This window comes from Pseudomonas sp. SDO5522_S412 (genome assembly GCF_054071215.1).
In genome coordinates this window covers 1-22,568 of record NZ_JBSVWQ010000027.1, presented here as the reverse complement: position 1 = coordinate 22,568, position 22,568 = coordinate 1, and the positions used below count along the sequence as shown (strand labels likewise).

Here is a 22,568-nt window from a genome sequence, read left to right as displayed (position 1 = left end):
CTGCATGGGGAGAAAGGCCTGCTCCTACACAAAACAGGGAAAAAGCTCACGAAATCACCCCGCAGATCAACAGCCTTTCACACACGCTTGCCCATCAACGGATCACTGATGCTATGCGCCCCCGTCTCGATTCGCCCCGCCACCCGCCGCACCCAACCATGCTCGTCGCGTAGCTTGAAGTCATACCAGCCTCCATTGGGCTGGCAGGAGAACGTGCGCTGCACGCGACCGCCGCCCGCAATCTCGAGCAGCCACGGCCCCTGCCTGGTGTAAGGGCAACGCTCGATGGTGATTGAGGCCGCACGCTTGCCGGGGTTGACCAGGGTCAGCAGCAAGGTGTCACCGTGATACGCCAGGGATAACTCCGGCTCGCGACGCTGCAGGTGCCCCTTGAACGAACGGTGGAACCCATTCGGTCCCAACAGCCAAAGCTTGTAGGCACCCGCCACTTGCCAGGTGTCACTGAGGTGTTTGCCGGCTTCCACCGTGTAGCGGCGCGGTACCTCGTCCAGGTGCAGGCGGTCGTAGACGTGGAAGACCACGCCCTGTTCGCCATTATTGAAGAAGTCCAGGCTCACCGAACTGGCGCGACGGTCAACCGAACCTTCAACGTTCAACTGGTACGGCAGCGCCCGGGATGGCCGCGCCATTCGCGCCTGGAACGGCGCCTGTTGCTGGCCCACCGTAGGCAGGGCAACCTGGGGCAGTTGCTCCTGGCGTTGACGCAGGGAGTCGGCGGCCTGGCGGCTGATGGTGTGCAGCGGCGGCAGGGTCTCGGTGTTGGGGTTGACGAAGTTGAAGGCCGAGGTGAGGTCGCCGCACACCGCCCGGCGCCAGGCGCTGATATTGGGTTCGCGCACGTGGAAACGTTTCTCCAGAAATTGCAGCACGGAGGTGTGATCAAACGCCTGGGAATTGACCCAGCCACCACGGCTCCATGGCGACAGCACCAGCATTGGCACTCGCGGCCCGGGGCCGTACACCCCGCCGTCCGGCGCGGGTTGCTGGCTAGAGCCGGGCGGTGCCGGGTGGGTAAAAATCTCGCTGTCGAACTTCACCGTGGACTTTCCGGCAAAGCTGCCATCCAGGCGCTTGGACGGGGCTGACGGCGACGGCACGTGGTCGAAGAAACCGTCGTTTTCATCGTAGTTGACCAGCAGCACGGTCTTGCTCCACACGTCCGGGTTGGCGGTCAGTGCCTTGAGGATTTCCTGGGTGAACCAGCCGCCTTGCACCGGGCTGGAAGGCCCGGGGTGTTCGGAGTAATCGGCCGGCGCCACCAGCCAACTCACCTGTGGCAGGCGCCCGTCGTTCACGTCCTTGCGAAAGCCCTGGATGATCGATTTCAGGTCGCTGCCGCTGACCGCCGGCAGGGTGTTGCCGTTGCCTTTGTACAACGGCACGCGGGCGTTCAGTTGATCGCTGTAGGGCACAAAATCCTTGAAGTCTTTCGGTGGCACGGCGGGGTTGCCGGCCGCGACGCTGGCCGCACGAAACTGGCGAAACCCGGCCAAGGGGTTGTCGCCAAAGTTATCCGGCAGGTACTGGTAAACCTTCCAGCTCACACCCGCTTCTTCCAGGCGCTCGGGATAGGTTTTCCAGGTGTAGCCCACGCCCACCGCACCGGGGCCGTCCCATTCGTTGACCACCGCCGCCACATTTGCACCGGTCGGGCCGTTGGTGCCGGTCCAGTGGAACAGCCGATTGGGATTGGTACCTGCGTGTACCGAACAGTGGTAGGCGTCGCACAGGGTAAAGGTGTTGGCCAGGGCGAACTGGAACGGCACTTCCTGCTCACGGTAGTAACCCATCGAGGTGGGTGTCTTGAACGTTGGCCAGGCGTTCATCCGGCCGCTGCTCCAGGCGGCGTGCTCGTCGACCCAGGAATGCGGCGTGCCGCTGACCCGCTGCGCGTTGCCACGGGAGCTGTCCAGGTGATAGGGCAGGATCCGCCGCCCAACGCCCTGCTGCTCCCACACCCGGTGCCCGCCCGGCAGTGGAATGGTGAAGCGGTCACTGAACCCGCGCACACCCGGCAAGGTGCCGAAGTAGTGATCGAAGGAGCGGTTTTCCTGCATCAGGATCACCACATGTTCGACGTCCATGAGGGTGCCGGTGCGGTTGTTGGCGGGGATCGCCAGGGCCTGGCGAATGGAATCGGGCAACAGGGTGTAGGCGGATCCGATGGCAGCTGCTTGCAACAACGTTCTGCGTGTAAGAGTCGGCATAAGACGATTCAATCCCTTGAAGTTCTGGAGCGAGGCTCAGGACAAAATAGGGACTCAAGGCGACAAAGAAATGACATCGCTCGAATCGCGCTCGACCTGCCCCACCTGGTACTCCCTCGGCGTACACCCGAACTCGCGCTTGAACACCGTGTGCAGGTACTGCGCGGATTTGAACCCGCAGTCATAGGCAATATCCGCAATCGCGGCCCTGGTATTTTCCAGGCTGGAAACCGCAGCCGCGAGTTTGAAGCGCAGGATTTCATCGTGGACGCTGCGGTTCAGTTCACTGCGAAAATGCGCTTCCAGGGACGACCGCGACACGCCGACGTAGTTGGCGACCTGGGCGGTCTTGATGCCCTGGCAGGCGTACTGGCGAATGAAATGCAGCGCCTGCATCACGTAGGGATGGCCGAGGGGTTGGTGCAGGCTTGAGGTCTGCACGTTGACCGCTTCCGGCGGCACCAGGATCTGGCTGCCTGCCGAAGGCATACCGTGCAGCATCTGGTGCAGCAGGCGCGCGGCGGTGCGGCCCATTTTTTCAGTGCCCTGGATCACCGAGCTCAGCGGCACGCGGGTCAGGGTGCGGGTCAAGGGGTCGTTGTCGATGCCGATGAGTGCCACTTGCTCCGGCACCGGGATGCCGGCGGTGAGGCAGGCCTGCAGCAACTGGCGGGCTCGGGCGTCGCTGACCGCAATGATGCCGATGGGTTTGGGCAGGCTGTGCAACCAGGCAATTTGTTGCTCCACCGCCGAGTCCCACAGCGGCGCGCTGGTGCCGAGCCCGCGATACACCTCCACCGGCAAGCCATCGCGCTCCAGAAGGCGGCGGAAGGCTTTTTCGCGCTCCTGGGCCCAACGGTTGATATCGGCTTCAGGCAGGCTGAAACAGGCAAAGCGTGTCAGCCCGGCTTCGATCAGGTGTTCATAGGCCAGCTTGATCAAAGCAAAATTGTCAGTGGCCACATACGGAGTATGCCGTGGGTAAGCCCGCTCATCCTCATAAGACCCGCCCACCGCCACCACCGGCACATGCACACCCGCCAACGCGGGGCCCATCGCCGGGTCGTCGAAGTCGGCAATGATCCCGTCGCCATGCCAGCGCTCGATACCCTTGAGCCGGCAGACGAAGTCCTCTTCCAGGAACAGATCCCACGACACCCGCGTACTGCTCAGGTAGTTGCCGATCCCGGTGATGATGCCGCGATCGTAGATCTTGTTGCCATTGAACAGCAGGGCAATCCGGTGCACAGGCGGGACAGTTTTCACAGGGGCGGCTCCATGCGATATGTCGAGCCACTATGCGCGCAAAACCACTCAAAATCGAACCCCGCTCTGGTGATTTTCATAATCGGTTGGCCGGGGGCCGTTGCTAATATCGAGGCAAGGTTAACGTGCACTCATAACAACAAGGATCTGGCGATACCCTACTTTCCCGCGGTCGAAAAAATCCTCTATGAAGGCCCCGATAGCGACTCTCCCCTGGCCTTCCGGCACTACGATGCAAACAAGCTGATCCTCGGCAAACCGATGCGCGAGCACCTGCGGATGGCCGCGTGTTACTGGCACAACTTTGTCTGGCCCGGCAGTGACATGTTTGGCTCCGGCACCTTCCAGCGGCCCTGGCAGCAACCGGGGGAAGCCCTGCAAGTGGCACGCGGCAAGGCCGAAGCGGCGTTCGAGTTTTTCTCCAAGCTGGGCATCGACTACTACAGCTTCCACGACACCGACGTGGCTCCCGAAGGCGCAAGCCTGGCGGAGTACCGCGACAACTTTGCGCGGATGGTCGACCAGCTCGAACGCCATCAGGAACAGACCGGTATCCGGCTGCTGTGGGGCACTGCCAACTGCTTCAGCAACCCGCGCTTTGCCGCCGGCGCCGCCAGTAACCCGAACCCGGAAGTGTTTGCCTATGCGGCGGCCCAGGTATTCAGCGCGATGAATGCCACCCACCGTCTCAAGGGCTCCAGCTATGTGTTGTGGGGCGGCCGCGAAGGCTACGAGACCCTGCTCAATACCGACCTCAAGCGCGAGCGCGAGCAACTCGGGCGGTTCATGCGCATGGTGGTCGAGCACAAATACAAGATCGGCTTCACCGGCGAGCTGTTTATCGAGCCCAAGCCACAGGAGCCCACCAAGCACCAATACGACTACGACAGCGCCACCGTGTTTGGCTTCCTGCATCAGTTCGGCCTGGAGAAAGAGATCAAGGTCAACATCGAGGCCAACCACGCCACCCTCGCCGGCCACAGCTTTCACCATGAGATCGCCACCGCCGCATCCCTGGGGATTTTCGGCAGCATCGACGCCAACCGTGGCGACCCGCAGAACGGCTGGGACACCGACCAGTTCCCCAACAGCGTCGAGGAGCTGACCCTGGTCACCTACGAGGTACTCAAGGCCGGTGGTTTCAAGGGAGGTGGCTACAACTTCGACTCCAAGGTACGCCGCCAAAGCCTCGACGAAGTGGACCTGTTCCATGGCCACGTGGCCGCAATGGACGTGCTGGCGCTGTCCCTGGAACGCGCCGCCGCCATGGTGCAGAACGACGCCCTCGAACAGTTCAAGGCCCAGCGGTATGCCGGCTGGGACCAATCCTTCGGGCGTGCCGTGCTTGGCGGCGACTTCAGCCTGGCGTCGCTGGCCGAGCATGCCTTCAGCCACCAGCTGAACCCACAAGCCGTGAGTGGCCGCCAGGAGATGCTCGAAGGCGTAGTGAATCGCTTTATCTACCCATGACCGCTACGCTCCAGGTCCAGCAGTGCGTCTAAACAACAATAAAAGGGACTCACCATCATGAAACACCTGAAAACTGTCTTGCTCACCAGCGCTCTGGCACTGCTTTCCAACTCGGTCATGGCTGACGCGGCCCACCCGAAAATCGGCTTTTCCATCGACGACCTGCGCCTTGAACGCTGGGCCCGCGACCGCGATTATTTCACCGCCGCCGCCGAGCAACTGGGGGCCAAGGTCTACGTGCAGTCGGCGGACGCCAACGAACAGCGGCAGATCTCGCAGATCGAAAACCTGATCTCCCGGGGCGTCGACGTGATTGTGATCGTGCCGTTCAATGCCACGGTGCTGAACAACGTGGTGGCCGAGGCCAAGAAAGCCGGGGTGAAAGTACTGTCCTACGACCGGCTGATTTTGAATGCCGATATCGACGCCTACATCTCCTTCGATAACGAAAAGGTCGGCGAGATGCAGGCCCAGGGCGTGTTGAACGCGCAGCCTAAAGGCAATTACTTCCTGCTCGGCGGCGCACCTACCGACAACAACGCGAAGATCCTGCGCCAGGGCCAGATGAAGGTGCTGCAGCCTTCGATCGACAAGGGCGACATCAAGATTGTCGGCCAGCAATGGGTCAAGGAATGGAACCCCACCGAAGCCCTGAGCATTGTCGAAAACGCCCTGACCGCCAACAGCAACAAGATCGACGGCATCGTCGCCTCCAACGACGCCACCGCCGGCGGCGCGATCCAGGCCCTGGCGGCACAAAAACTCGCGGGCAAGGTGCCGGTCTCGGGCCAGGATGCCGACCTGGCCGCGATCAAGCGCGTGATCGCCGGCACCCAGACCATGACCGTCTATAAGCCGCTGAAGCTGCTGGCGTCCGAGGCGGCCAAGCTCTCGGTGCAACTGGTGCGTGACGAGAAACCGGCCTACAACTCGCAGTACGACAACGGCAGCAAACAGGTGTCGAGCATCCTGCTCAAGCCGACCGCGTTGACTAAAGACAACGTCAACGTACTGGAAGAAGACGGGTTCTACACCAAAGCGCAAATCGCCGGGCAGTAAGCGTACGGCTCACTGCAGGGGCGGCTTGAGGCCGCTCCTGCCTTTTCGCTGTGGAATGAGTGCCCGCCATGTCCGACTACCTGCTGGAAATGAACAACATCGTCAAGACCTTCGGTGGCGTCAAAGCCCTGAATGGCATCGACATCAAGGTAAAACCCGGGGAATGCGTAGGGTTGTGCGGCGAGAACGGCGCCGGCAAATCGACCCTGATGAAAGTGCTGTCGGCGGTGTATCCCCATGGCACCTGGGACGGCGAAATCCTTTGGGACGGCCAGCCGTTGCGCGCCCACTCCATCGCCGAAACCGAAGCCTGCGGCATCGTGATCATCCATCAGGAACTGACCCTGGTACCCGACCTCTCGGTGGCCGAAAACATCTTCATGGGCCACGAGCTGACACTGCCCGGCGGGCGCATGAACTACCCCGCCATGATGCACCGTGCCGAAGCCCTGATGCGCGAGCTGAAAGTGCCGGACATGAACGTCGCCCTGCCCGTTTCGCAATACGGCGGCGGCTACCAGCAACTGGTGGAAATCGCCAAGGCCCTGAACAAGCAGGCGCGCCTGCTGATCCTCGACGAACCCTCCTCGGCGCTGACCCGCTCGGAAATCGAGGTGCTGCTGGACATCATCCGTGGGCTCAAGGCCAAGGGCGTCGCCTGCGTGTACATCTCCCACAAGCTCGATGAGGTCTCGGCCATCTGCGACACCATCGCGGTGATCCGCGACGGCAAACACATCGCGACCACGGCCATGGCCGAGATGGACGTGTCGCGCATCATCACGCAGATGGTCGGCCGTGAGATGAGCAACCTCTACCCCACCGAACCCCATGCGGTCGGCGAGGTGCTGTTCGAGGCGCGCAACATCACCTGCCACGACGTCGATAACCCGAGCCGCAAGCGGGTGGACAATGTCTCGTTCAGCCTGCGCCGTGGCGAAATCCTCGGCATCGCCGGGCTGGTGGGCGCCGGCCGCACGGAACTGGTGTCGGCGCTGTTCGGCAGCTACCCCGGGCGCTACCAAGGCGAGGTATGGCTGGATGGCAAACCGATTGATACACGCACGCCGCTGAAGTCGATTCGCGCCGGGCTGTGCATGGTCCCGGAAGACCGCAAGCGCCAGGGCATCGTCCCGGACCTGGGCGTTGGGCAAAACATCACCCTGGCGGTGCTGGACCGTTTCTCGCACCTGACGCGCATCGATGCCGAGGCGGAACTGGGCAGCATCGAGCAGGAAATCAAGCGCATGCACCTGAAGACGGCGAACCCGTTCCTGCCGATCACCAGCCTGTCCGGCGGCAACCAGCAGAAGGCCGTATTGGCCAAGATGCTCCTGACCAAACCCCGGGTGCTGATCCTCGACGAACCGACCCGTGGCGTGGACGTGGGCGCCAAATATGAAATCTACAAATTGATGGGCGCGCTGGCGGCCGAAGGCGTGTCGATCATCATGGTGTCTTCGGAGCTGGCCGAGGTGCTGGGGGTCTCCGACCGGGTGCTGGTGATCGGCGAGGGCCAGTTGCGCGGCGACTTCATCAACCAGGGCCTGACCCAGGAACAGGTGCTCGCCGCCGCCCTCAGCCAACCGAACGGGCATGACAATAATAATGATCGGAAGTCCGCGTAAATGAACCAGGTCAAACAGCTCTTCACCCGCTACAAAATGCTCGCCCTGTTGATCGCCGTGGTGCTGATCTGGGTGTTTTTCAGCTGGCAGACCGAAGGCGGTTTCCTGACCCCGCGCAACCTGTCGAACCTGCTGCGGCAGATGTCCATTACCGGCATCCTGGCCTGCGGCATGGTGCTGGTGATCATCAGCGGCGAGATCGACCTGTCGGTGGGCTCGATGCTCGGTTTGCTCGGCGGCGTCGCGGCGATCCTGGATGTGGTTTATCACATTCCCCTGCCGCTGAACCTGGCCATCGTCGCCCTCTGTGGCTTGCTGATTGGCCTGGGCAACGGCTACATGACCGCGTACCTGCGCATCCCCTCCTTCATCGTCGGCCTGGGCGGCATGCTCGCGTTTCGCGGGGTGCTGCTGGGCATTACCGGCGGCACCACGATTGCACCGGTTTCGCCACAACTGGTGTACATCGGCCAGGGTTACCTGCCGACGGTGGTCGGGGTGATTCTCGGCGTGCTGCTGTTCGGGCTGGCGATATTCCTGACCTGGCGCCAACGCCACAACCGCGCCCTGCACGGCTTGGCGCTGCCGTCGATGCTGCGCGACAGCGTGCGCGTGGTGTTGATCGGTTTCGTGCTGGCCGGCTTCGTCTACACCCTCAACAGCTACGACGGGATTCCCGTGCCGGTGCTGCTTCTGCTGGTGCTGCTGGGGGTGTTCAGTTACGTCACCAGCCAGACCGTCTTTGGCCGGCGCATCTACTCGGTGGGCAGCAACATGGAAGCCACGCGCCTGTCGGGGATCAACGTGCAGGCGGTCAAACTGTGGATCTTCGGGATCATGGGCGTGATGTGCGCCCTTGCCGGGCTGGTCAACACCGCGCGCCTGGCGGCGGGTTCACCTTCGGCGGGCAACATGGGCGAACTGGACGCTATCGCGGCGTGCTTTATCGGCGGTACTTCAATGCGCGGCGGTTCGGGCACCGTGTACGGCGCCCTGCTCGGCGCACTGGTGATCAGCAGCCTGGACAACGGCATGTCGATGCTCGACGTGGACAGCTACTGGCAGATGATCGTCAAGGGCAGCATCCTGGTGCTGGCGGTGTGGGTGGATGTGAGTACACGGACGGGGCGCCGTTGAGATTTGGGCAATGGCATGGAGCTTGCTCTTGACCAGCAGGCGGCCGATATCGGCCTCGACTTGAGCAGAAACGACCCACGAGGCACATGCCATGCACAGTTTGTTCTTTGCAACCGCTCAGATGATCAACGGCCGCGTACAGTCCGTTGATTCCATGGACAAACATCCGGCCCCAAGGGCAATGCCCCTTGAACTGCAGGCAAAGCTTGGCATCGCCCTTGGGCTGCTGGCCCTCGGCAGCTGTTTCGCGCTGTGGTTGATCGGCGCCTGAGCCTGCCCCAAAAAGAGGCCGGTGTTACCGCCCGGGCAACCCTATCGGGCGGTCCGGATCATGTCGGCAACTTTTTCGCCGATCATGATGCACACCGAGTTGGGGTTGCCTGAAATCAGGGTCGGCATGATCGACGCATCGGCCACCCGCAGCCCTTCGATGCCATGCACCTTGAGGTCCGGCCCCACCACTGCCCGCTCATCCACACCCATGCGACAGGTGCCGGATGGATGCAGTGCGGCGTGGGCTTCCTCGTGACAGAACTGCTTCATCGCTTCGCGCGAGCGCACGGTGGGTTCCGGCACATGCCGACGAGCCACGTAGGGTTTGAAGGCCGCCTGGGCCATGATCTGTTCGCCCACCAGGCAACCGTCCACCAGGCTTTCAATGTCGTACGGATCGGAAAAGTAGTTGGGCACGATGCGCGGCGGGGACATCGGGTCGGCGGAGTAAAGCTCCACATAGCCCCTGGACCTTGGCCGTATCTGCCCCAGGTTCAACGTGCAGCCATTGCCGCCGGGCACCGAATCCACACCCTCTTCGATGCCCGCGCCCACCACCATGAAATACTGGATATCCGGGTGCACCGCCGTCTTGTCGCCCCACCAGAACGCCCCGCCTTCAATCAGGTTGGACGCCGCCGGGCCTTGCCGGAACAACGCGTACTGCAACCCCGCCATAAGCTTCCACCACGGTTTTTTGTACTTGTCGTAGCTGTGGGGGCCGGTCAGCTCATACACCAGTGAAATTTCGATATGGTCCTGCAGGTTCTGCCCCACACCGGGCAAATCCTGAACCACTTTGATCCCGTGTTTTTCCAGTTGCTCAGCGGGCCCGATCCCCGACAACATCAGCAACCGGGGTGAGTTGATGGCGCCGCAGGACAGGATGATTTCCTTGTCGGCGTGCATCACCTGGCGCACGCCCTTCTCCAGGTATTCGATGCCGACGGCCTTGTTGCCCTGCATCAGGATACGCAGCACCCGGCAGCCGGTCTTCACCGTCAGGTTCTTGCGCGACTTGGCCGGCGCCAGGTAGGCCACGGCGGCACTGCTGCGAAAGCCGTTTTTGGCGGTGATCTGGTACAGCCCGCAGCCCTCGGGCTGGCCCGAGTTGAAGTCTTCGTTATAGGGCAATCCAAACTGCTGGCAGGCCCGCAGCCAGACTTTGGTCAAGGGGTGGATATTGATCGGGTCCGACACCCCCAACGGCCCGCCGACACCGTGTACCTCGTTGCAGAACCGCTCGTTGTCCTCGGCCTTTTTGAAGTACGGCAACACGTCTTTATACGACCACCCGGCGGCGCCCTGTTCGGCCCATCCGTCGTAGTCGGCGGGCACGCCACGGATATAAATCATCGCATTCACCGAGCTGCCGCCCCCGAGCACGCTGGCCTGGACCATGGTCGGCGTTTCGCTGCGGTGCTGGTCCTCGGTCGGCTCCCACGCATAACGCTTGAGCAGCGGGCCCTGGGCGGTCTTGTAGTAGGCGCCGGGAATATGGATGTAAGGGCTGCGATCCCGCGGGCCTTCCTCGAACAGCACCACCGACGCTCCCGCATCCTCACTCAGGCGCGATGCGACTGTGCAGCCCGTGGAGCCGCCCCCGATTACGATGAAATCCACCATGACAACCTCAGATCTTTTTAGTATTCAGCCAGTGTCGAAACGCGCGTTATCAACCGACCAGGCCGGTTAACAGCGTCTTCAATTGTTGGGCGACGGCGTAGCTGTTTTGCTGCTGCTGTTTTTTGCAGAACAACTCACAACTCCACCACCCGGCGTAACCGGTGGCCTTTACCGCGGCGGTCCACTCGACCAGGTCGAGCACGCCGCTGCCGGTGGGCACATCGCGCAGCACTTCCTCATTCGGGATACCGCCTTCGAAGGCCAGTGAGTCGCAGACATGCACGCCGTAGATCACGTCCTTGTCGAGCCGGGCGACGTCCGCAGGGGTCACGCCGCTGGTAAAGCAATGCCAATAGTCGATCACCATCTTCACGTTGCTGCGCCCGGTGCGTTCAATCAGCTGCAGTTGGTGATCCAGGGTGTTGAGTGGCGTCCAGGACAAGGCTTCGAGGTAGAGCAGCAGACCGTATTGCCGGGCCACATCGGCCAACTCCGCCAGGTTGCTTGCCGTGCGGGCGTACTGTTCGGCTTGATCCAGGCCCAGCAAGCCTGAGTAATGCAGGCTCTTGCCGGTCGCCTGAAAATCAATCACCGCCTGTACATTGATCGGACCGGTGAGGACTTGAACGCCTTTGGCGCCCACCAGATTGGCCAGCTCAAATAGCCGCCGGGCTTCTTTGAACAGGTCGTCACGCTCGTCACCCTGACGTTCGATATCCCGCAGGTAGCCGATGCCGGTGACAGGCACGTCGTTGAGCAGTGCTTGAAGCTCTGACTCGGTATAGCCGGCCTGCAGATACGCCTCCAGCTTGCCGCTGTTGATCTCCAGCGCGTCAAAACCCAGCGTCCGGGCGATGTCGATATCCATCGCCAGGGTCGAGTGTTTCGCAACGGTGGAATGCAGGGCGAGGACGTTATTTTGGGTTGCCATATGGCGCTCCTACGGTTGAACAGCGATCAGCCAAGGCACCAACGGCCAACGCCGCGGCGTCCAGCCGCGCTTGGGGCAAGAGGCCCTCGGCGACGGCGGCGACAATCGCCCGAGCGATCTGCGGCACGTGGGGCATAGCCTTTGCGGAAATCAATAATAAGTCGGCCCCGGCATTCAGCGCGGCCACTGCGACCTCGCCGAGGGACATCTGGCCGATGATTGAGCGGTGATCGAGGTCGATGGTCATGACCAGCCCCTTGAAGCCCAACTCCTGGCGCAACACGCCGATCAATTCAGGCGACACCGAGGCTGCCGTGGGCGGTGTGCATGCGGCGAATATCGCCGGGCCCATCATCACCGCATCGGCGCCAGCGTCGATCCCGGCCTGAAACCCGGGCCAGAAGGCCCGCAGTTGCTGCATGGACTCGCTGACCACCGCCGTTTCAGTCGACGGCTGCTGAAACAGCACCGGGTGCCCGGGGAAGTGCTTCAGGGTGCTGGCCATCCCGGCCCGCCGCACGCCGCGCACATACGCACCGACCATCGCCGCCGTCTGGTGGACATCGCCCGACAGCGTGCGCCCCGCCAGCCACACATTACGGCCGCCGACCACATCCGCCGTCGGCGACAGCAGCAGGTTGACCCCGGTCGCCCGCGCGGCGGTGGCGACCTTGAAGCACGCCTGTTCCAGCGCCGCACAATCCATCGCCCGGGCCACATCGGGCTCCGGCAGCGCCGGGGTCACCCCTTGCAAGCGGTGCACGGCGGAGATGTCGGCATCGGCTGCCAGCAGCAGCGGCCCACCCAGTTCGGTGGCCGTGCCGGTAAAACGCTGCCAGATGTCCAGGGTTTCGGTTTGCAGGCGGCTGGCGCTCATTTTTCCGCTGACGTATTCCTCTCCGGTCTCGCCAAACAACAGGCTGCGCCCGCCATTGCCGAGGAACCGACGCACGTCATCCGTCATCTGCACGTCCAGCAATACCGGGAACAGTACGCCGTAGGCCTTGCGGTCATTCGCGCTCATGGCTGGTTTCCTGGGTGGCGATTGCCAGTTGACGAACCTTGGCAGCGGCGTCCAACAGAACCTGGCGGTCCAGGGTGCCTTCGTGGACGGCGGCGACAATCGCCTCGGCGATGCTGTCCAGGCCTGACTCGCTGGACACCAGCAACAGGTGCGCACCGGCCACCAGGGAGGCTACGGCGGTATCGGGGATAGTGTTGCCGCGCAGGATCGACACGGCGTCCAGGTCATCGGAAATGATCAGGCCTTCGAAGCCCAGGGTGTCACGCAGTACGCCGATGACCTTCGACGAGGTGGACGCCGACTGCTGCGCATCAATCGCAGGAAACACCGCCGGGCCAGGCATGACGGCTTTTACGCCGGTGGCGATGACCTGCTTGAACACTTCAAGATTGTCATGCAGCAATTCCAGCGGCCCCGGCACGGTGGCTTCGGCAATGGCCGGATCGTGCTCGGTGACGTAGTGCCCGGGAAAGTGCTTGGCAGTGGCGATCACACCCGCGCGCTGCACCCCGCGGATAAACGCGCAGGACACTCGGCTGACTTCCACTGGATCCGCGCCCAGGTGCCGGTTGTGCAGCCATGGATTGACGCCGGTGACCACGTCCACGATGGGCGCCAGGAACAGATTCACACCCAGCCCGCGGGCCGCGGCGGCCATCTCGAAGCAACGTTGCTCGAGGTCCTCGGCGCCGAGGTCCTGGAGCTGCGCCCGGGTGGCGACCGCCGGGACCAGTTGGTGCAGGCGTTCGATTCCGCCGAGTTCCTGGTCTACCGCGATCAGCACCGCAGAGCCCGCCAGCGCCGTGGCTTCCTTGACGATACTGTTGAAATCGGCTTTGGACTCGGCCGCCTTGCGCGCCGGGCTCATGCCTCGGCCCACGTATTCATCCCGGGTTTCCCCGAGCAACAGGGATACACCACCACGGCTCAGGTAACGGCGCACATTGTCGTCCAGGTGCAAATCCCCGAATGCGGGAAGCAGTACCGAATACGCGGCGCGATGCAGTTCGCTTGACATTGTTTTTCCTCAACAGCGTTTGGGTGAGTCGTTGGATGCGCAGCGGTGCCACGCATGAAATCAATTACCGCGGGAAAGGCACCCAGGCCCGCTGCTGGTGGGATTCGAGGCTGGCCTGGGACAACAACACCCCGCGCACGCCTTCGTGAATATCCGGCAACGGGACGCTGGTCGCTGTGCGCCATTGCGCCCCGGCGTCCAGGGCCTCGGCGAAGTCGGCGTACAGCACGGCCAGCGCTTCCAGATAACCTTCGGTATTGCCCGCCGGCAAGCTGGTGAATGTCAGCGTCTGCGGCCTGTTGTCGGACTGGCCTCGCCGATAGATGCGGTCTGCACCGTCAGTGGGCGTGAACAACAGGGTTTCCGGTGACTCCTGGCACCATTCGAGCGAAGCCAGGCTGCCGACGACCTTGAAGCGCAAGCCGTTGCGATGCCCGGGCGCGGCGAAACTGGCCCACAACAATCCATCCACGCCGCCGTCGAATTCCAGTTGCACCACGCAGGTATCGTCCAGGCCCCAACCCGGCACCACGCTGGTCAACTTGGCGTTGAGCTGGGTGCAGCGCTGCCCGGACAGAAACTCCAACAGGTTGAAGGCGTGGGTGCCGACGTCTCCCAGCGCGCCGGTGGGGCCGGCCTTTTGCGGGTCACCGCGCCACGCCAGGCTATTGCTCAAGCCGGACACGCCGGGGGCTAGCCACTCCAGCAGGTATTCGACGTACAGGAAGCGCAGCTCACCCAGCTCGCCGGCCTGGATGCGACTGCGGGCGTCCCTGACCATCGGGTAGCCCTGGTAGGTGTAGGTCAGCGCAAAAAATGTCCCATGGCGCTCGGCAAGGCTCGCCAACTCACGGGCTTCGTCAGGGTGGTTGACCAGGGGCTTGTCGCAGATCACCGGGATGCCCGCCTCCAGGAACAACCGGCACGGTTCGAAGTGCAAGTGGTTGGGCGTCACGATAACCACCGCCTCGATCGGGTCGGGGCGGCGAGACTCGGCGGCCGCCATGTCCTCGAACGACAAGTAGATACGTTCGGGTTCAATAGTGAGCGCTGCGCCCGCCTCGCGGCATTTATCTGCGTCGGCAGAGAATGCGCCGGCGACGATATCGAAGCGATTACACAGGCGCATCGCGGCGCGGTGGTAACTGGCGAAGTAAGCGCCCTGCCCGCCGCCGACCATGCCGACCTTGAGTCGCCTCTTTCCGGGAATGTCGCCGGTCAACCTTGCCATCGCCCAATCCTCCGCAAAAAGCATTGGCCCGAGTATCAGGGGTGACCGGTGTTTCCACCATTTCGCACCCTTGGCGATACCTGACGCGGACTGAAGCACTCCTGCGCAGCACGGGGTGTTACCCGTCGCTATCGAATGTGTTACTGGGCGGACCGCCACCGTCACGATTGACCCGTGAAAACCACAACGCACTGGCGCCGAACCTTCAGTAAAAGCGCTTACAATCTGACGCATTCAGTTATGCTCAAACTTCATGTTTGAACTTAAACAAACGGCATGAAAGATGCTTTGGTAATGATCGGAAGTTTCAAACGCTTAAACGGTTATTACGGTTATGCCCAAGGTTATTCGATAACCGCGCTATAACTTTAATAACTGGCGCCTTAACCCAGCCAAGTACATCGAGATAATAATGCCCAGCCGCCCGGACTCATCGCCCCTGTCATTAGCCGCCGCCACCTCCCACCCCGAGCGACAGCAGGCGCGCAGCGACTTGCAGGCCAATGTGCAAAAGAACCTGAGCACGCTGGTGGAGTCCTGCCGGTCGGTGGCCGACATGTGCCGCAAAGTTGATGTGAACCGCCAGCAGTTCAACAAGTACCTGGTGGGCCAGCACGTGCCGTCGCAGAAGATTCTGCAAAAGATCGGCCGCTATTTCATGATGGAAGCCGAAGACCTCTTCCGCCCGCCCGCCGAGTTCAAGAAGTTCTATGAAGGCTATGAAAACGAACTGCCGACCGGCTTGCGGGCTTCGGAGCAGTTCAATCATTTCCTGCCGCTGGCCAAGCAGTCGGCTGACGTGCTCGAAGACTATCTGGGGGTGTATTACCGCTACCACAATTCATCGATCTACAAGGGCCGGATCCTGCGTTCGGTCACCTGCCTGTACCGCGCCGACTCGATGGTGCAGTACGTCACCGTCGAGCGCTTTCCGCTGCGCGATGGCAGCGGCAAGATCGGGTATTCATTCACCTACCACGGGTTCTGCCTGCTGCTGGGCGATCGCCTGTTCATGGTGGATTTCGAAGGCAAGCAACGTAACGAAATGACGTTCTCGATCCTGACGCCGCAGCATCGTCGGCCGATCCGTTTTCTCTATGGGTTGGTGACGGGTGTGGCGTCGTCCTCGTTCCGCCAACCCTTCTCCACGCGCATGGCGCTGGGACTGGTGGACAAGGGCAAGATCCGCAAGCACCACTTGCGCAATGCAACGGTGCTGTTGCCCAGCGACCAGTCGATCCCGCTGGACGTACGTGAATACATGACCGGCGACAACGCCACCATTGTCTGGGGCGGTCAGGACTGAGGGACCTGCAGGGGCTGGCGTGCCGTCATCATTTCAACCAGCGACGGGCCCTTGCTGTTGAGGGCTTTGACGAGGGTCGCGTTGAGTTGTGACGCGTGTTCCACGCGCCAGGCTTCAAGGCCGAAGTTTCGGGCGATGCCGGCGAAGTCCGGGGCATAGGGTTTGCCATCCGGCAGGTTGAATTCACCGGCCCGGTGTTGCTCGATGGGCGACGTCTGTACGTCGCCCAGGGCTTCGTCACCGCTGCTGTTGAAGACCAGGAATACCACCGGAATGCTGTGCATCACGCACACGGCCATCTCTTGCATCGACTGCAGGAAATCCCGGCTGCCCACGGCACAGACCACCTGGCGGGCGGGCATGGCGAGCTTGGCGCCGATCGCCGCCGGGACGGCCCAGCCGAGGGTGGCGGGGTTGCCGGCGCACAAGTGCCTGCCGGGGTAATGCACCGGGAACATCTTGCGGGCCATGGGCTGGGTGGGGCCGCTACCGAAGACGAGGATGGCGTCGTTTTCCAGCACGGAGGGTGAGGCGCGGCCTTCGCGCAGTACGCTGATTTTTCGCGGGGTGGGTTGGGGTTCTGCACGCAGGGTAGCGGGTGGCAGGCTGGCGTTGGTGGAGGCGCCTTGGAGGGCGTCGTCAATGGACAGGCTGACGGGGCCGGGATGGGCGCTCAGCATGGTGTCGAAGGCTTGGCGCAGGGCTTGGGGTAGCTGTTGTAGTGTCGAAACCGTCGCGTGATCTTTCATGACGTTGGCGGCTATCGTTTCGGGCTGGGCGTTGCTGATGACCAGCAGCGCGCAGGCGTCCTGGTGCGCGGTGGCCAGGGCTCCCAGGGCTGAGGGGATGCCCAGGGGGCCCGTGAGTACGACTGCCATGGGGCGACCGCACGCACGGTAGTAGCCGTCGGCGAGGTGCACGGCGCTGTGGGCCTGGATGACGTGGATGAAGGGGATGTCGGTGCCCGGGGTCAGCAGCGCTTCCACCAGGGCCCGGGCGCCATCGCCTGGGGGCCCGGCTACGTAGTCGACACTGTTGGCCTTGAGTGCCTTGGCGATGATTTGGCCACCTGTGAATTTCACTCGATACTCCAGCGAATGCGCGGCGTCTGGGCCGGGATCAGGCTTGGAGTATTCGCTTGGTGCGGGGTGGACTCAATTTCGCACCTTGGGTAAAAGAGACGCAGATTGACGCAGATATTGGGGCTCACTACAGCACAGTGGCCTGCAGGCCGGCTTGAGTGTTAGAAGCCAAATCAAAAGCTAAAGCGGGCACGGTCAAATGTGGGAGCTGACTTGCCAGCGATGGCATCGCCCAGGTGTGTCTGATGTACCGAGTTGTCTGCATCGCAGGCAAGCCAGCGCCTACAGAAAAGCCGCTCTGCTTCTGCTCTGGTTTCTAACCTGCAGGTCGGCTTTCAGGCCGCCGTGCTCTTGCTACGGATCCCCCCCCAGAAACCCCTGGGCCCCCACTTGCGCCGCTTAGGTCACTCCAATGCGTCAGAGTGCGTCGCTTTTAACCCCCCTGCGAAATTGAGCCCCCCGCCTCCCCGCTCAATACTCAACCCATGAAAACAACAAGCCGAGCCTATCAAGCGCTGGGCGCACCGCTTCAGGCCCGCAACACCCTGCAGCCCGGAATAAGCGTGCGTCGCCCCGCCAAGGAAGAGTCAATCGGAACAGTGGAGGCCTTACCACCCTCCCCAGCAGCATGGAATCAATGCTGGCCATAACACTGCCGATCCAACTGACTGCATACAAAAGGACGCACCTGGCATCGACACCAGGCCCATGCCTTGCAAGTCGCTCAACATTTGCACCCACCACCCAGGCAGGAACTCGAAATGAAAAAAGAAATAGAGACGGGTTATGGTTTGACCGGCATTGACTTCAATTCCCTCAGCTTGAAACGACGCTCGTTCCTGCTGGGCGCTGCCGCCTCTGCCGCAGGCTTGTACCTCGGCTCGTTCGTGCCCAGCGCATTTGCCGCCACCACCGGGCACCTGGAAATCCTCGGCTGGGAAGGCGAAACCGGCGACGCCGAACTCGCCGACTGGCGCAAGCAACGCAACGTTACCGTGCGCTCCAGTTATGCCAGCAACCAGGACGACATCACCGCCCGGCTGGCCGGCTCCGATCCAGTGCAGCTCGACCTGACCATGTACGCCCTGGGCTACGAAAAGATCTATCAGGAAATGGGCCTGCTCAAGGCCATCGACACCACGAAGATCCCCAACTATTCCGCCGACAATACCCTCGCGCTGTTCTACAAGGGCAGCCGTTGGTACTGGGACGGCAAGCAATGGGGCATCCCGTTGCTGTGGGGGATGAACACCATCATCTACAACCCCAAGAACGTCAAAAAGCCCACCCAATACACCGACCTGCTGGACCCCAAGCTCAAGGGCAAGTTGACCTTTGTCGATGACGGCACCTCGAACTGGTCGCTGATCGCGACCATCGCCGGCTACGGCGACAAGTACCCCAACCTGACCCGCGCCGAGTTCAACGACGCCTTTGAAAAACTCAAGCCGTACCGTGATCAATGCCGCGTGTTCGCGGCTTCGTCGGGTGACGCGGTATCGCTGCTGGTATCGGGTGAAGTGGACGCGGTGTTCTCGGCCTCCGCCAACACCCCGAGCGAAACCATCAAGCGTGGCGTGACCACTGCCCTGTCGGTGCCCAGCGAAGGCGCAGCGCTGTGGTGCGATGCGTTGTTCATCCCGAAAACCGCCAAGGATATTCCCCTGGCCCTGGAGTTCATCAACAAGACCCTGGAGCCCGATACCCAGGCCAAGATGGCAACCACGATGTTCTCCGGCGTGGTCAACCCCAAGGCCGTGCCGCTGCTGCCGGAGGACCTGAGAAACACCTTTGACTACGCGAACCTCGACAGCTTCTTCGAGAAATCCAAACTCTATGGCCAACCGCCCCTGAGCTCCGAAAAGTATGTGACCTATGCGGAATGGATCGATCAGTGGGCGAACTTCAAAGGCTCGTTCTAGAGCGCTTGGCACGCCGGCGCTGGCAACCGTGGGGTGGGTGTTCATCAACACGCGCCCCACGGGTCAACGCGCCCTGACTCTCGAATAAAAACGCAAAGGCAACCTCATCATGACCGTAGTCAACAACACCGAGTCCATGCCCCTGGACGACGGCGATTCAAGGGTCGGTAAACACGTGAAGATGGATAAGAGAACCCTCAGCGGGTATTGGCTGGCGTCGCCGCCGTTGCTGTTTCTGGTGGTGTTCTTTCTGGTTCCGTCGGCACTGTTGCTGATTGCCAGTTTCTGGACCGCCAAGACCTTCAGCATGGAGCCCGCCGCCACCCTGACCAACTATGCCAAGGCCCTGAGCGCCAGCGGGTTTTATGACTCGCTGTGGATCGCCCTGCAAAACGGCTTCTGGACCGCCCTGCTCTCCACCGTGATCAGTGCGCCGGTGGCCTATTACATCGTGTACCGCACACACTCCAACGCCGTGTTGTACCTGGCGTTGGTGTCGTGGTTTTCCAGTTACCTGGTACGGGTCTACGCATGGCGCTCGATCCTGGGCACCAACGGCGTGATCAACTCCACCCTGCTGCACTTCGGCCTGATCGACCAGCCGCTGGAGTGGCTGGTGTTCAGCAAGTTCGCCGTGGTGCTGACCCTGGTGCACATCATGCTGCCTTTCACTCTGTTGCTGCTGGTGTCGGGCCTGCGGGACATCAAGAAGGACTACCTGGAGGCCGCTGCGGACCTGGGCGCCGGCGGTGTCACCATTCTGTGGCGGGTGATCATGCCGATGGCCCACAAGAGCATCGTCAGCTCCTTCATGTTCACCTTCGTGCTGGCCGCCAGCGACTACGTCACCCCGCAACTGCTGGGCGGCCGGGATGCGATGACCACCGGGCTGGTGATCGCCAACCAGTTCCGCTCGGTAGGTAACTGGCCACTCGGTGCGGCGATGGCTTATCTGCTGTTGATCGTGTTCATGCTGGTGTACGCGTTGCTGCTGGGGGTGTTGCGCGCAGCCAACCTGGCACCCGGCAAGCGTTACCACGACTGACTGCCGCTCATAAAAAAGGTAACTCGCCATGATCCGGTTATTCACTTACGTCTACATGTTGTTCCTCTACGCGCCCATCGCGATTATCGCGCTGTTCAGCTTTCACTCGTCCGCCTCGCTGTCGTTCCCGTTCGAGGGTTTTTCCACGCGCTGGTACGAGGCGCTGTTCAGCAGTTCGGACTTCATGACAGCCCTGACCAACAGTGCGATCGTCGCCGCCGGTTCGGCGATTCTCACCACGCTGCTGGGCACGTTCTCGGCCCTGGCGCTGATGCGCATGAAAGGCCGGGTGAAAGCGGTGTTCGCGTTCATGAACTTCGCCCCCATCGCCTTGCCCGGTTTATTTTTGGGGATTGCACTGGTGATTTTCTTCTCACTGGTCGGCCTGCCCCGCTCGCTGCTGACGGTGATCATCGGCCACACCCTGTTCACCTTTCCGTTCTTCGTGGAGTCGGTGCGCTCACGGCTGGAGTATTTCGACCTGTCGTTCGAGGAGGCCGCGCGTGACCTCGGCGCCTCGCCCCTCAAAGCGTTCTGGCTGGTGACGCTGCCGATCATCGGGCCAACCATTGCCGGCGCCGCGATCCTCGCGGTGGCGCTGTCGATGGATGAATTCCTGATCACCGTGTTCGTCACCGGCAGCGACACCACGCTGCCCCTCATGATTCTTTCGATGATGCGCCGCGCCGTCAGCCCCACCATCAATGCCGCCTCGGTATTCATGCTGGTGGTGACCATCGCCATCATCGCCATTGCCGGCCTGGTCATGACCTTGCGTCGTCGCCGCCTCGAACTTGAACGTGCTGAAACTGCAGAGTAATCACCATGACCAACAGTATTGAACTGACCGGGATTTCCAAGAGCTACGGCAACCTCACTGCCCTGGGCAAAGTCGACCTCACGGTAAAACGCAACGAGATCCTGACCCTGCTCGGCCCCAGTGGCTGCGGCAAGACCACCCTGATGCGGATCATTGCCGGCTTCGAAGAGCCCACCACCGGCAAAGTGGTGATCGACGGCAAGGACTCCACCGCCCTGGCGCCTGAACACCGCCCGGTGAATATGGTGTTCCAGAAGTACGCGCTGTTCCCGCACCTGGACGTGTTCGACAACGTGGCCTTCGGGTTGCGTTTGAAGAAGAAGCCCAAGGATGAGATCAAGCGTGAAGTGAACAAGGCGCTGGAACTGGTGCAACTGGAAAGCTTCAAGAGCCGCTGGATCTCCGAGCTCAGTGGCGGGCAGGCGCAACGTGTGGCCCTGGCCCGCGCGCTGGTGAATCGCCCGGCGGTGTTGCTGCTGGACGAGCCGCTGGCGGCCCTGGACCTGAAGATTCGCCATCACATGCTTAACGAGATCAAGCGCATCCACGAAGAGACTTCCACCACGTTTGTGTATGTGACTCACGACCAGGACGAAGCGATGATCTTGTCGGACCGTGTGGTATTGCTGAACAAGGGTGGCATCGAGCAGATCGGCGGGCCGCAGGAGATGTATTGGTCGCCGCGCACGTTGTTTGCCGCCAGGTTTTTCGGCGATACCAATATCGTCAACGGCACGTATGGGCTGGGTGGCGTGGTCGAGTTGCCGTTTGGGCGTTATGCCCATACGGCTAAAAGCGGCGTGGGTGCAGGGCCGGTGAATGTGTCGATCCGGCCTGAAACCATCGGCCTTGAGCCGGCTCTGGGCGCCGCACTGGCCGACGGTGCGTTTGCCGGGAAGGTCAAGGACACTTCGTTTATCGGTAATCGGGTGATCTACCGCGTGGAGGTGGCCGGTGGCACGCTTGATCTCAAATGCCAGCAACTGCCGACTCCCGGCAGCCACGCACTGCCGCCGGGTACGAATGTGGCGTTGACCTGCAAACCGGAAAGCTTTGTGGTGATTCCGGTCTGAAGGGGTTGAACATGGGGCCTGGCTGAAGCAGCCGAGGTTCATTTTTACGCTGGATCATGCGCTCTTTCACGGGAGGCTGGTCTGGCGTTTTTTTTGCCCGGGGGGAAGAGAGTAATGGTCGGTTTTATTGAGCGGGAAGTGGGCCCTCCGGTAAGTCTAGATTTACCGGGGGCCCGTGCCGGGCTGACCATCTCATTAGGGCTCTGCCCCGCCTGTCGGCGCCTCGCTAGGGCTCGGCGTTCCCTCACTCCGGCACCGCGAAGCGGGCCGCCGCGACGGGCCATCCATGGCCCGGCGCGGCTAAACCGGCGTCCTGCCGGTTTACCCGCTGCGCAATACCTGCGTTCGGCCTCGGGCTTATTGGGGCAGTCAGATCAAGATCAAAAGCAAGAGCACGGCGGCCTGAAAGCCGACCTGAGTGTTAAAAGC

Annotated in this window: 18 protein-coding genes; 10 read left to right on the top strand and 8 right to left on the bottom strand. The window is 62.0% G+C overall.

Translation table 11 applies throughout. The annotated features are described in order from the left end of the window. Positions 1–77: 77 nt before the first annotated feature. Both ACW9I6_RS09025 and ACW9I6_RS09020 read right to left on the bottom strand, forming a co-directional pair. A complete protein-coding gene (locus ACW9I6_RS09025; protein ID WP_457339200.1) occupies positions 78–2,228 on the bottom strand; it encodes a phosphocholine-specific phospholipase C in 2,151 nt (716 codons plus the stop codon). Between the two features lie 54 nt (positions 2,229–2,282). Then, the gene (locus ACW9I6_RS09020; RefSeq protein WP_003219663.1) at positions 2,283–3,494 is read right to left on the bottom strand and encodes a XylR family transcriptional regulator; all 1,212 of its coding nucleotides are present in this window, start codon (positions 3,492–3,494) and stop codon (positions 2,283–2,285) included. A 153-nt stretch (positions 3,495–3,647) separates the two neighbouring features. Between ACW9I6_RS09020 and xylA the strand changes: the two genes are divergently transcribed. The 5 genes from xylA (at position 3,648) to ACW9I6_RS08995 (ending at position 9,059) form a co-directional block, all read left to right on the top strand. Continuing rightward, positions 3,648–4,964: a xylose isomerase gene (gene xylA / locus ACW9I6_RS09015; RefSeq protein WP_307519576.1), complete on the top strand. Its 1,317-nt coding sequence runs from the start codon at positions 3,648–3,650 to the stop codon at positions 4,962–4,964. Positions 4,965–5,021: 57 nt separating this feature from the next. Then, positions 5,022–6,023 (top strand): D-xylose ABC transporter substrate-binding protein, encoded by a 1,002-nt coding sequence (gene xylF / locus ACW9I6_RS09010; protein ID WP_008436026.1) that lies wholly within the window; start codon positions 5,022–5,024, stop codon positions 6,021–6,023. Positions 6,024–6,091: 68 nt separating this feature from the next. After that, positions 6,092–7,651 (top strand): D-xylose ABC transporter ATP-binding protein, encoded by a 1,560-nt coding sequence (gene xylG / locus ACW9I6_RS09005; protein WP_102369420.1) that lies wholly within the window; start codon positions 6,092–6,094, stop codon positions 7,649–7,651. Then, positions 7,652–8,788: a sugar ABC transporter permease gene (locus ACW9I6_RS09000; protein ID WP_003219656.1), complete on the top strand. Its 1,137-nt coding sequence runs from the start codon at positions 7,652–7,654 to the stop codon at positions 8,786–8,788. Positions 8,789–8,879: 91 nt separating this feature from the next. Then, on the top strand, positions 8,880–9,059 hold the full coding sequence (locus ACW9I6_RS08995) for a hypothetical protein (RefSeq protein ID WP_102605574.1): 180 nt from the start codon (positions 8,880–8,882) through the stop codon (positions 9,057–9,059). A gap of 41 nt (positions 9,060–9,100) precedes the next feature. Here ACW9I6_RS08995 and ACW9I6_RS08990 read toward each other — a convergent pair whose 3' ends face one another. From ACW9I6_RS08990 to ACW9I6_RS08970, 5 genes are all read right to left on the bottom strand, one after another. Beyond that, a complete protein-coding gene (locus ACW9I6_RS08990) occupies positions 9,101–10,687 on the bottom strand; it encodes a GMC family oxidoreductase (RefSeq protein WP_457339199.1) in 1,587 nt (528 codons plus the stop codon). 49 nt (positions 10,688–10,736) lie between these two features. Beyond that, on the bottom strand, positions 10,737–11,618 hold the full coding sequence (locus tag ACW9I6_RS08985; RefSeq protein ID WP_177035691.1) for a sugar phosphate isomerase/epimerase family protein: 882 nt from the start codon (positions 11,616–11,618) through the stop codon (positions 10,737–10,739). Continuing rightward, on the bottom strand, positions 11,602–12,642 hold the full coding sequence (locus ACW9I6_RS08980) for a glycoside hydrolase family 3 N-terminal domain-containing protein (RefSeq protein WP_457339198.1): 1,041 nt from the start codon (positions 12,640–12,642) through the stop codon (positions 11,602–11,604). The genes ACW9I6_RS08985 and ACW9I6_RS08980 overlap by 17 nt, the downstream gene beginning before the upstream one ends. Next, a complete protein-coding gene (locus ACW9I6_RS08975; RefSeq protein ID WP_457339197.1) occupies positions 12,629–13,660 on the bottom strand; it encodes a glycoside hydrolase family 3 N-terminal domain-containing protein in 1,032 nt (343 codons plus the stop codon). The genes ACW9I6_RS08980 and ACW9I6_RS08975 overlap by 14 nt, the downstream gene beginning before the upstream one ends. A 64-nt stretch (positions 13,661–13,724) precedes the next feature. Continuing rightward, positions 13,725–14,891, bottom strand: a complete 1,167-nt coding sequence (locus ACW9I6_RS08970) for a Gfo/Idh/MocA family protein (protein ID WP_177040046.1) — start codon at positions 14,889–14,891, stop codon at positions 13,725–13,727. 439 nt (positions 14,892–15,330) lie between these two features. On the opposite strand from ACW9I6_RS08970, the gene ACW9I6_RS08965 reads away from it, so the two are divergent. Then, positions 15,331–16,197, top strand: a complete 867-nt coding sequence (locus ACW9I6_RS08965; RefSeq protein WP_032899479.1) for a helix-turn-helix transcriptional regulator — start codon at positions 15,331–15,333, stop codon at positions 16,195–16,197. Here ACW9I6_RS08965 and ACW9I6_RS08960 read toward each other — a convergent pair. Continuing rightward, positions 16,188–17,279 carry a thiamine pyrophosphate-dependent enzyme gene (locus tag ACW9I6_RS08960; protein ID WP_457339196.1) on the bottom strand — a complete coding sequence of 364 codons (1,092 nt, stop codon included), beginning with the start codon at positions 17,277–17,279 and terminating at the stop codon, positions 16,188–16,190. The genes ACW9I6_RS08965 and ACW9I6_RS08960 overlap by 10 nt on opposite strands. Positions 17,280–18,040: 761 nt before the next feature. Between ACW9I6_RS08960 and ACW9I6_RS08955 the strand changes: the two genes are divergently transcribed. From ACW9I6_RS08955 to ACW9I6_RS08940, 4 genes are all read left to right on the top strand, one after another. Further along, positions 18,041–19,201, top strand: a complete 1,161-nt coding sequence (locus tag ACW9I6_RS08955; RefSeq protein ID WP_008430158.1) for an ABC transporter substrate-binding protein — start codon at positions 18,041–18,043, stop codon at positions 19,199–19,201. A gap of 109 nt (positions 19,202–19,310) precedes the next feature. After that, positions 19,311–20,246, top strand: coding sequence for an ABC transporter permease (locus ACW9I6_RS08950; RefSeq protein WP_214498575.1), 936 nt, complete (start codon positions 19,311–19,313; stop codon positions 20,244–20,246). A gap of 28 nt (positions 20,247–20,274) precedes the next feature. Further along, complete coding sequence (locus ACW9I6_RS08945) at positions 20,275–21,066, top strand: ABC transporter permease (protein WP_008430153.1); 792 nt, start codon at positions 20,275–20,277, stop codon at positions 21,064–21,066. A 5-nt stretch (positions 21,067–21,071) separates the two neighbouring features. Continuing rightward, positions 21,072–22,139 (top strand): ABC transporter ATP-binding protein, encoded by a 1,068-nt coding sequence (locus tag ACW9I6_RS08940; protein ID WP_008430152.1) that lies wholly within the window; start codon positions 21,072–21,074, stop codon positions 22,137–22,139. The last annotated feature ends 429 nt before the right edge of the window (positions 22,140–22,568 follow it).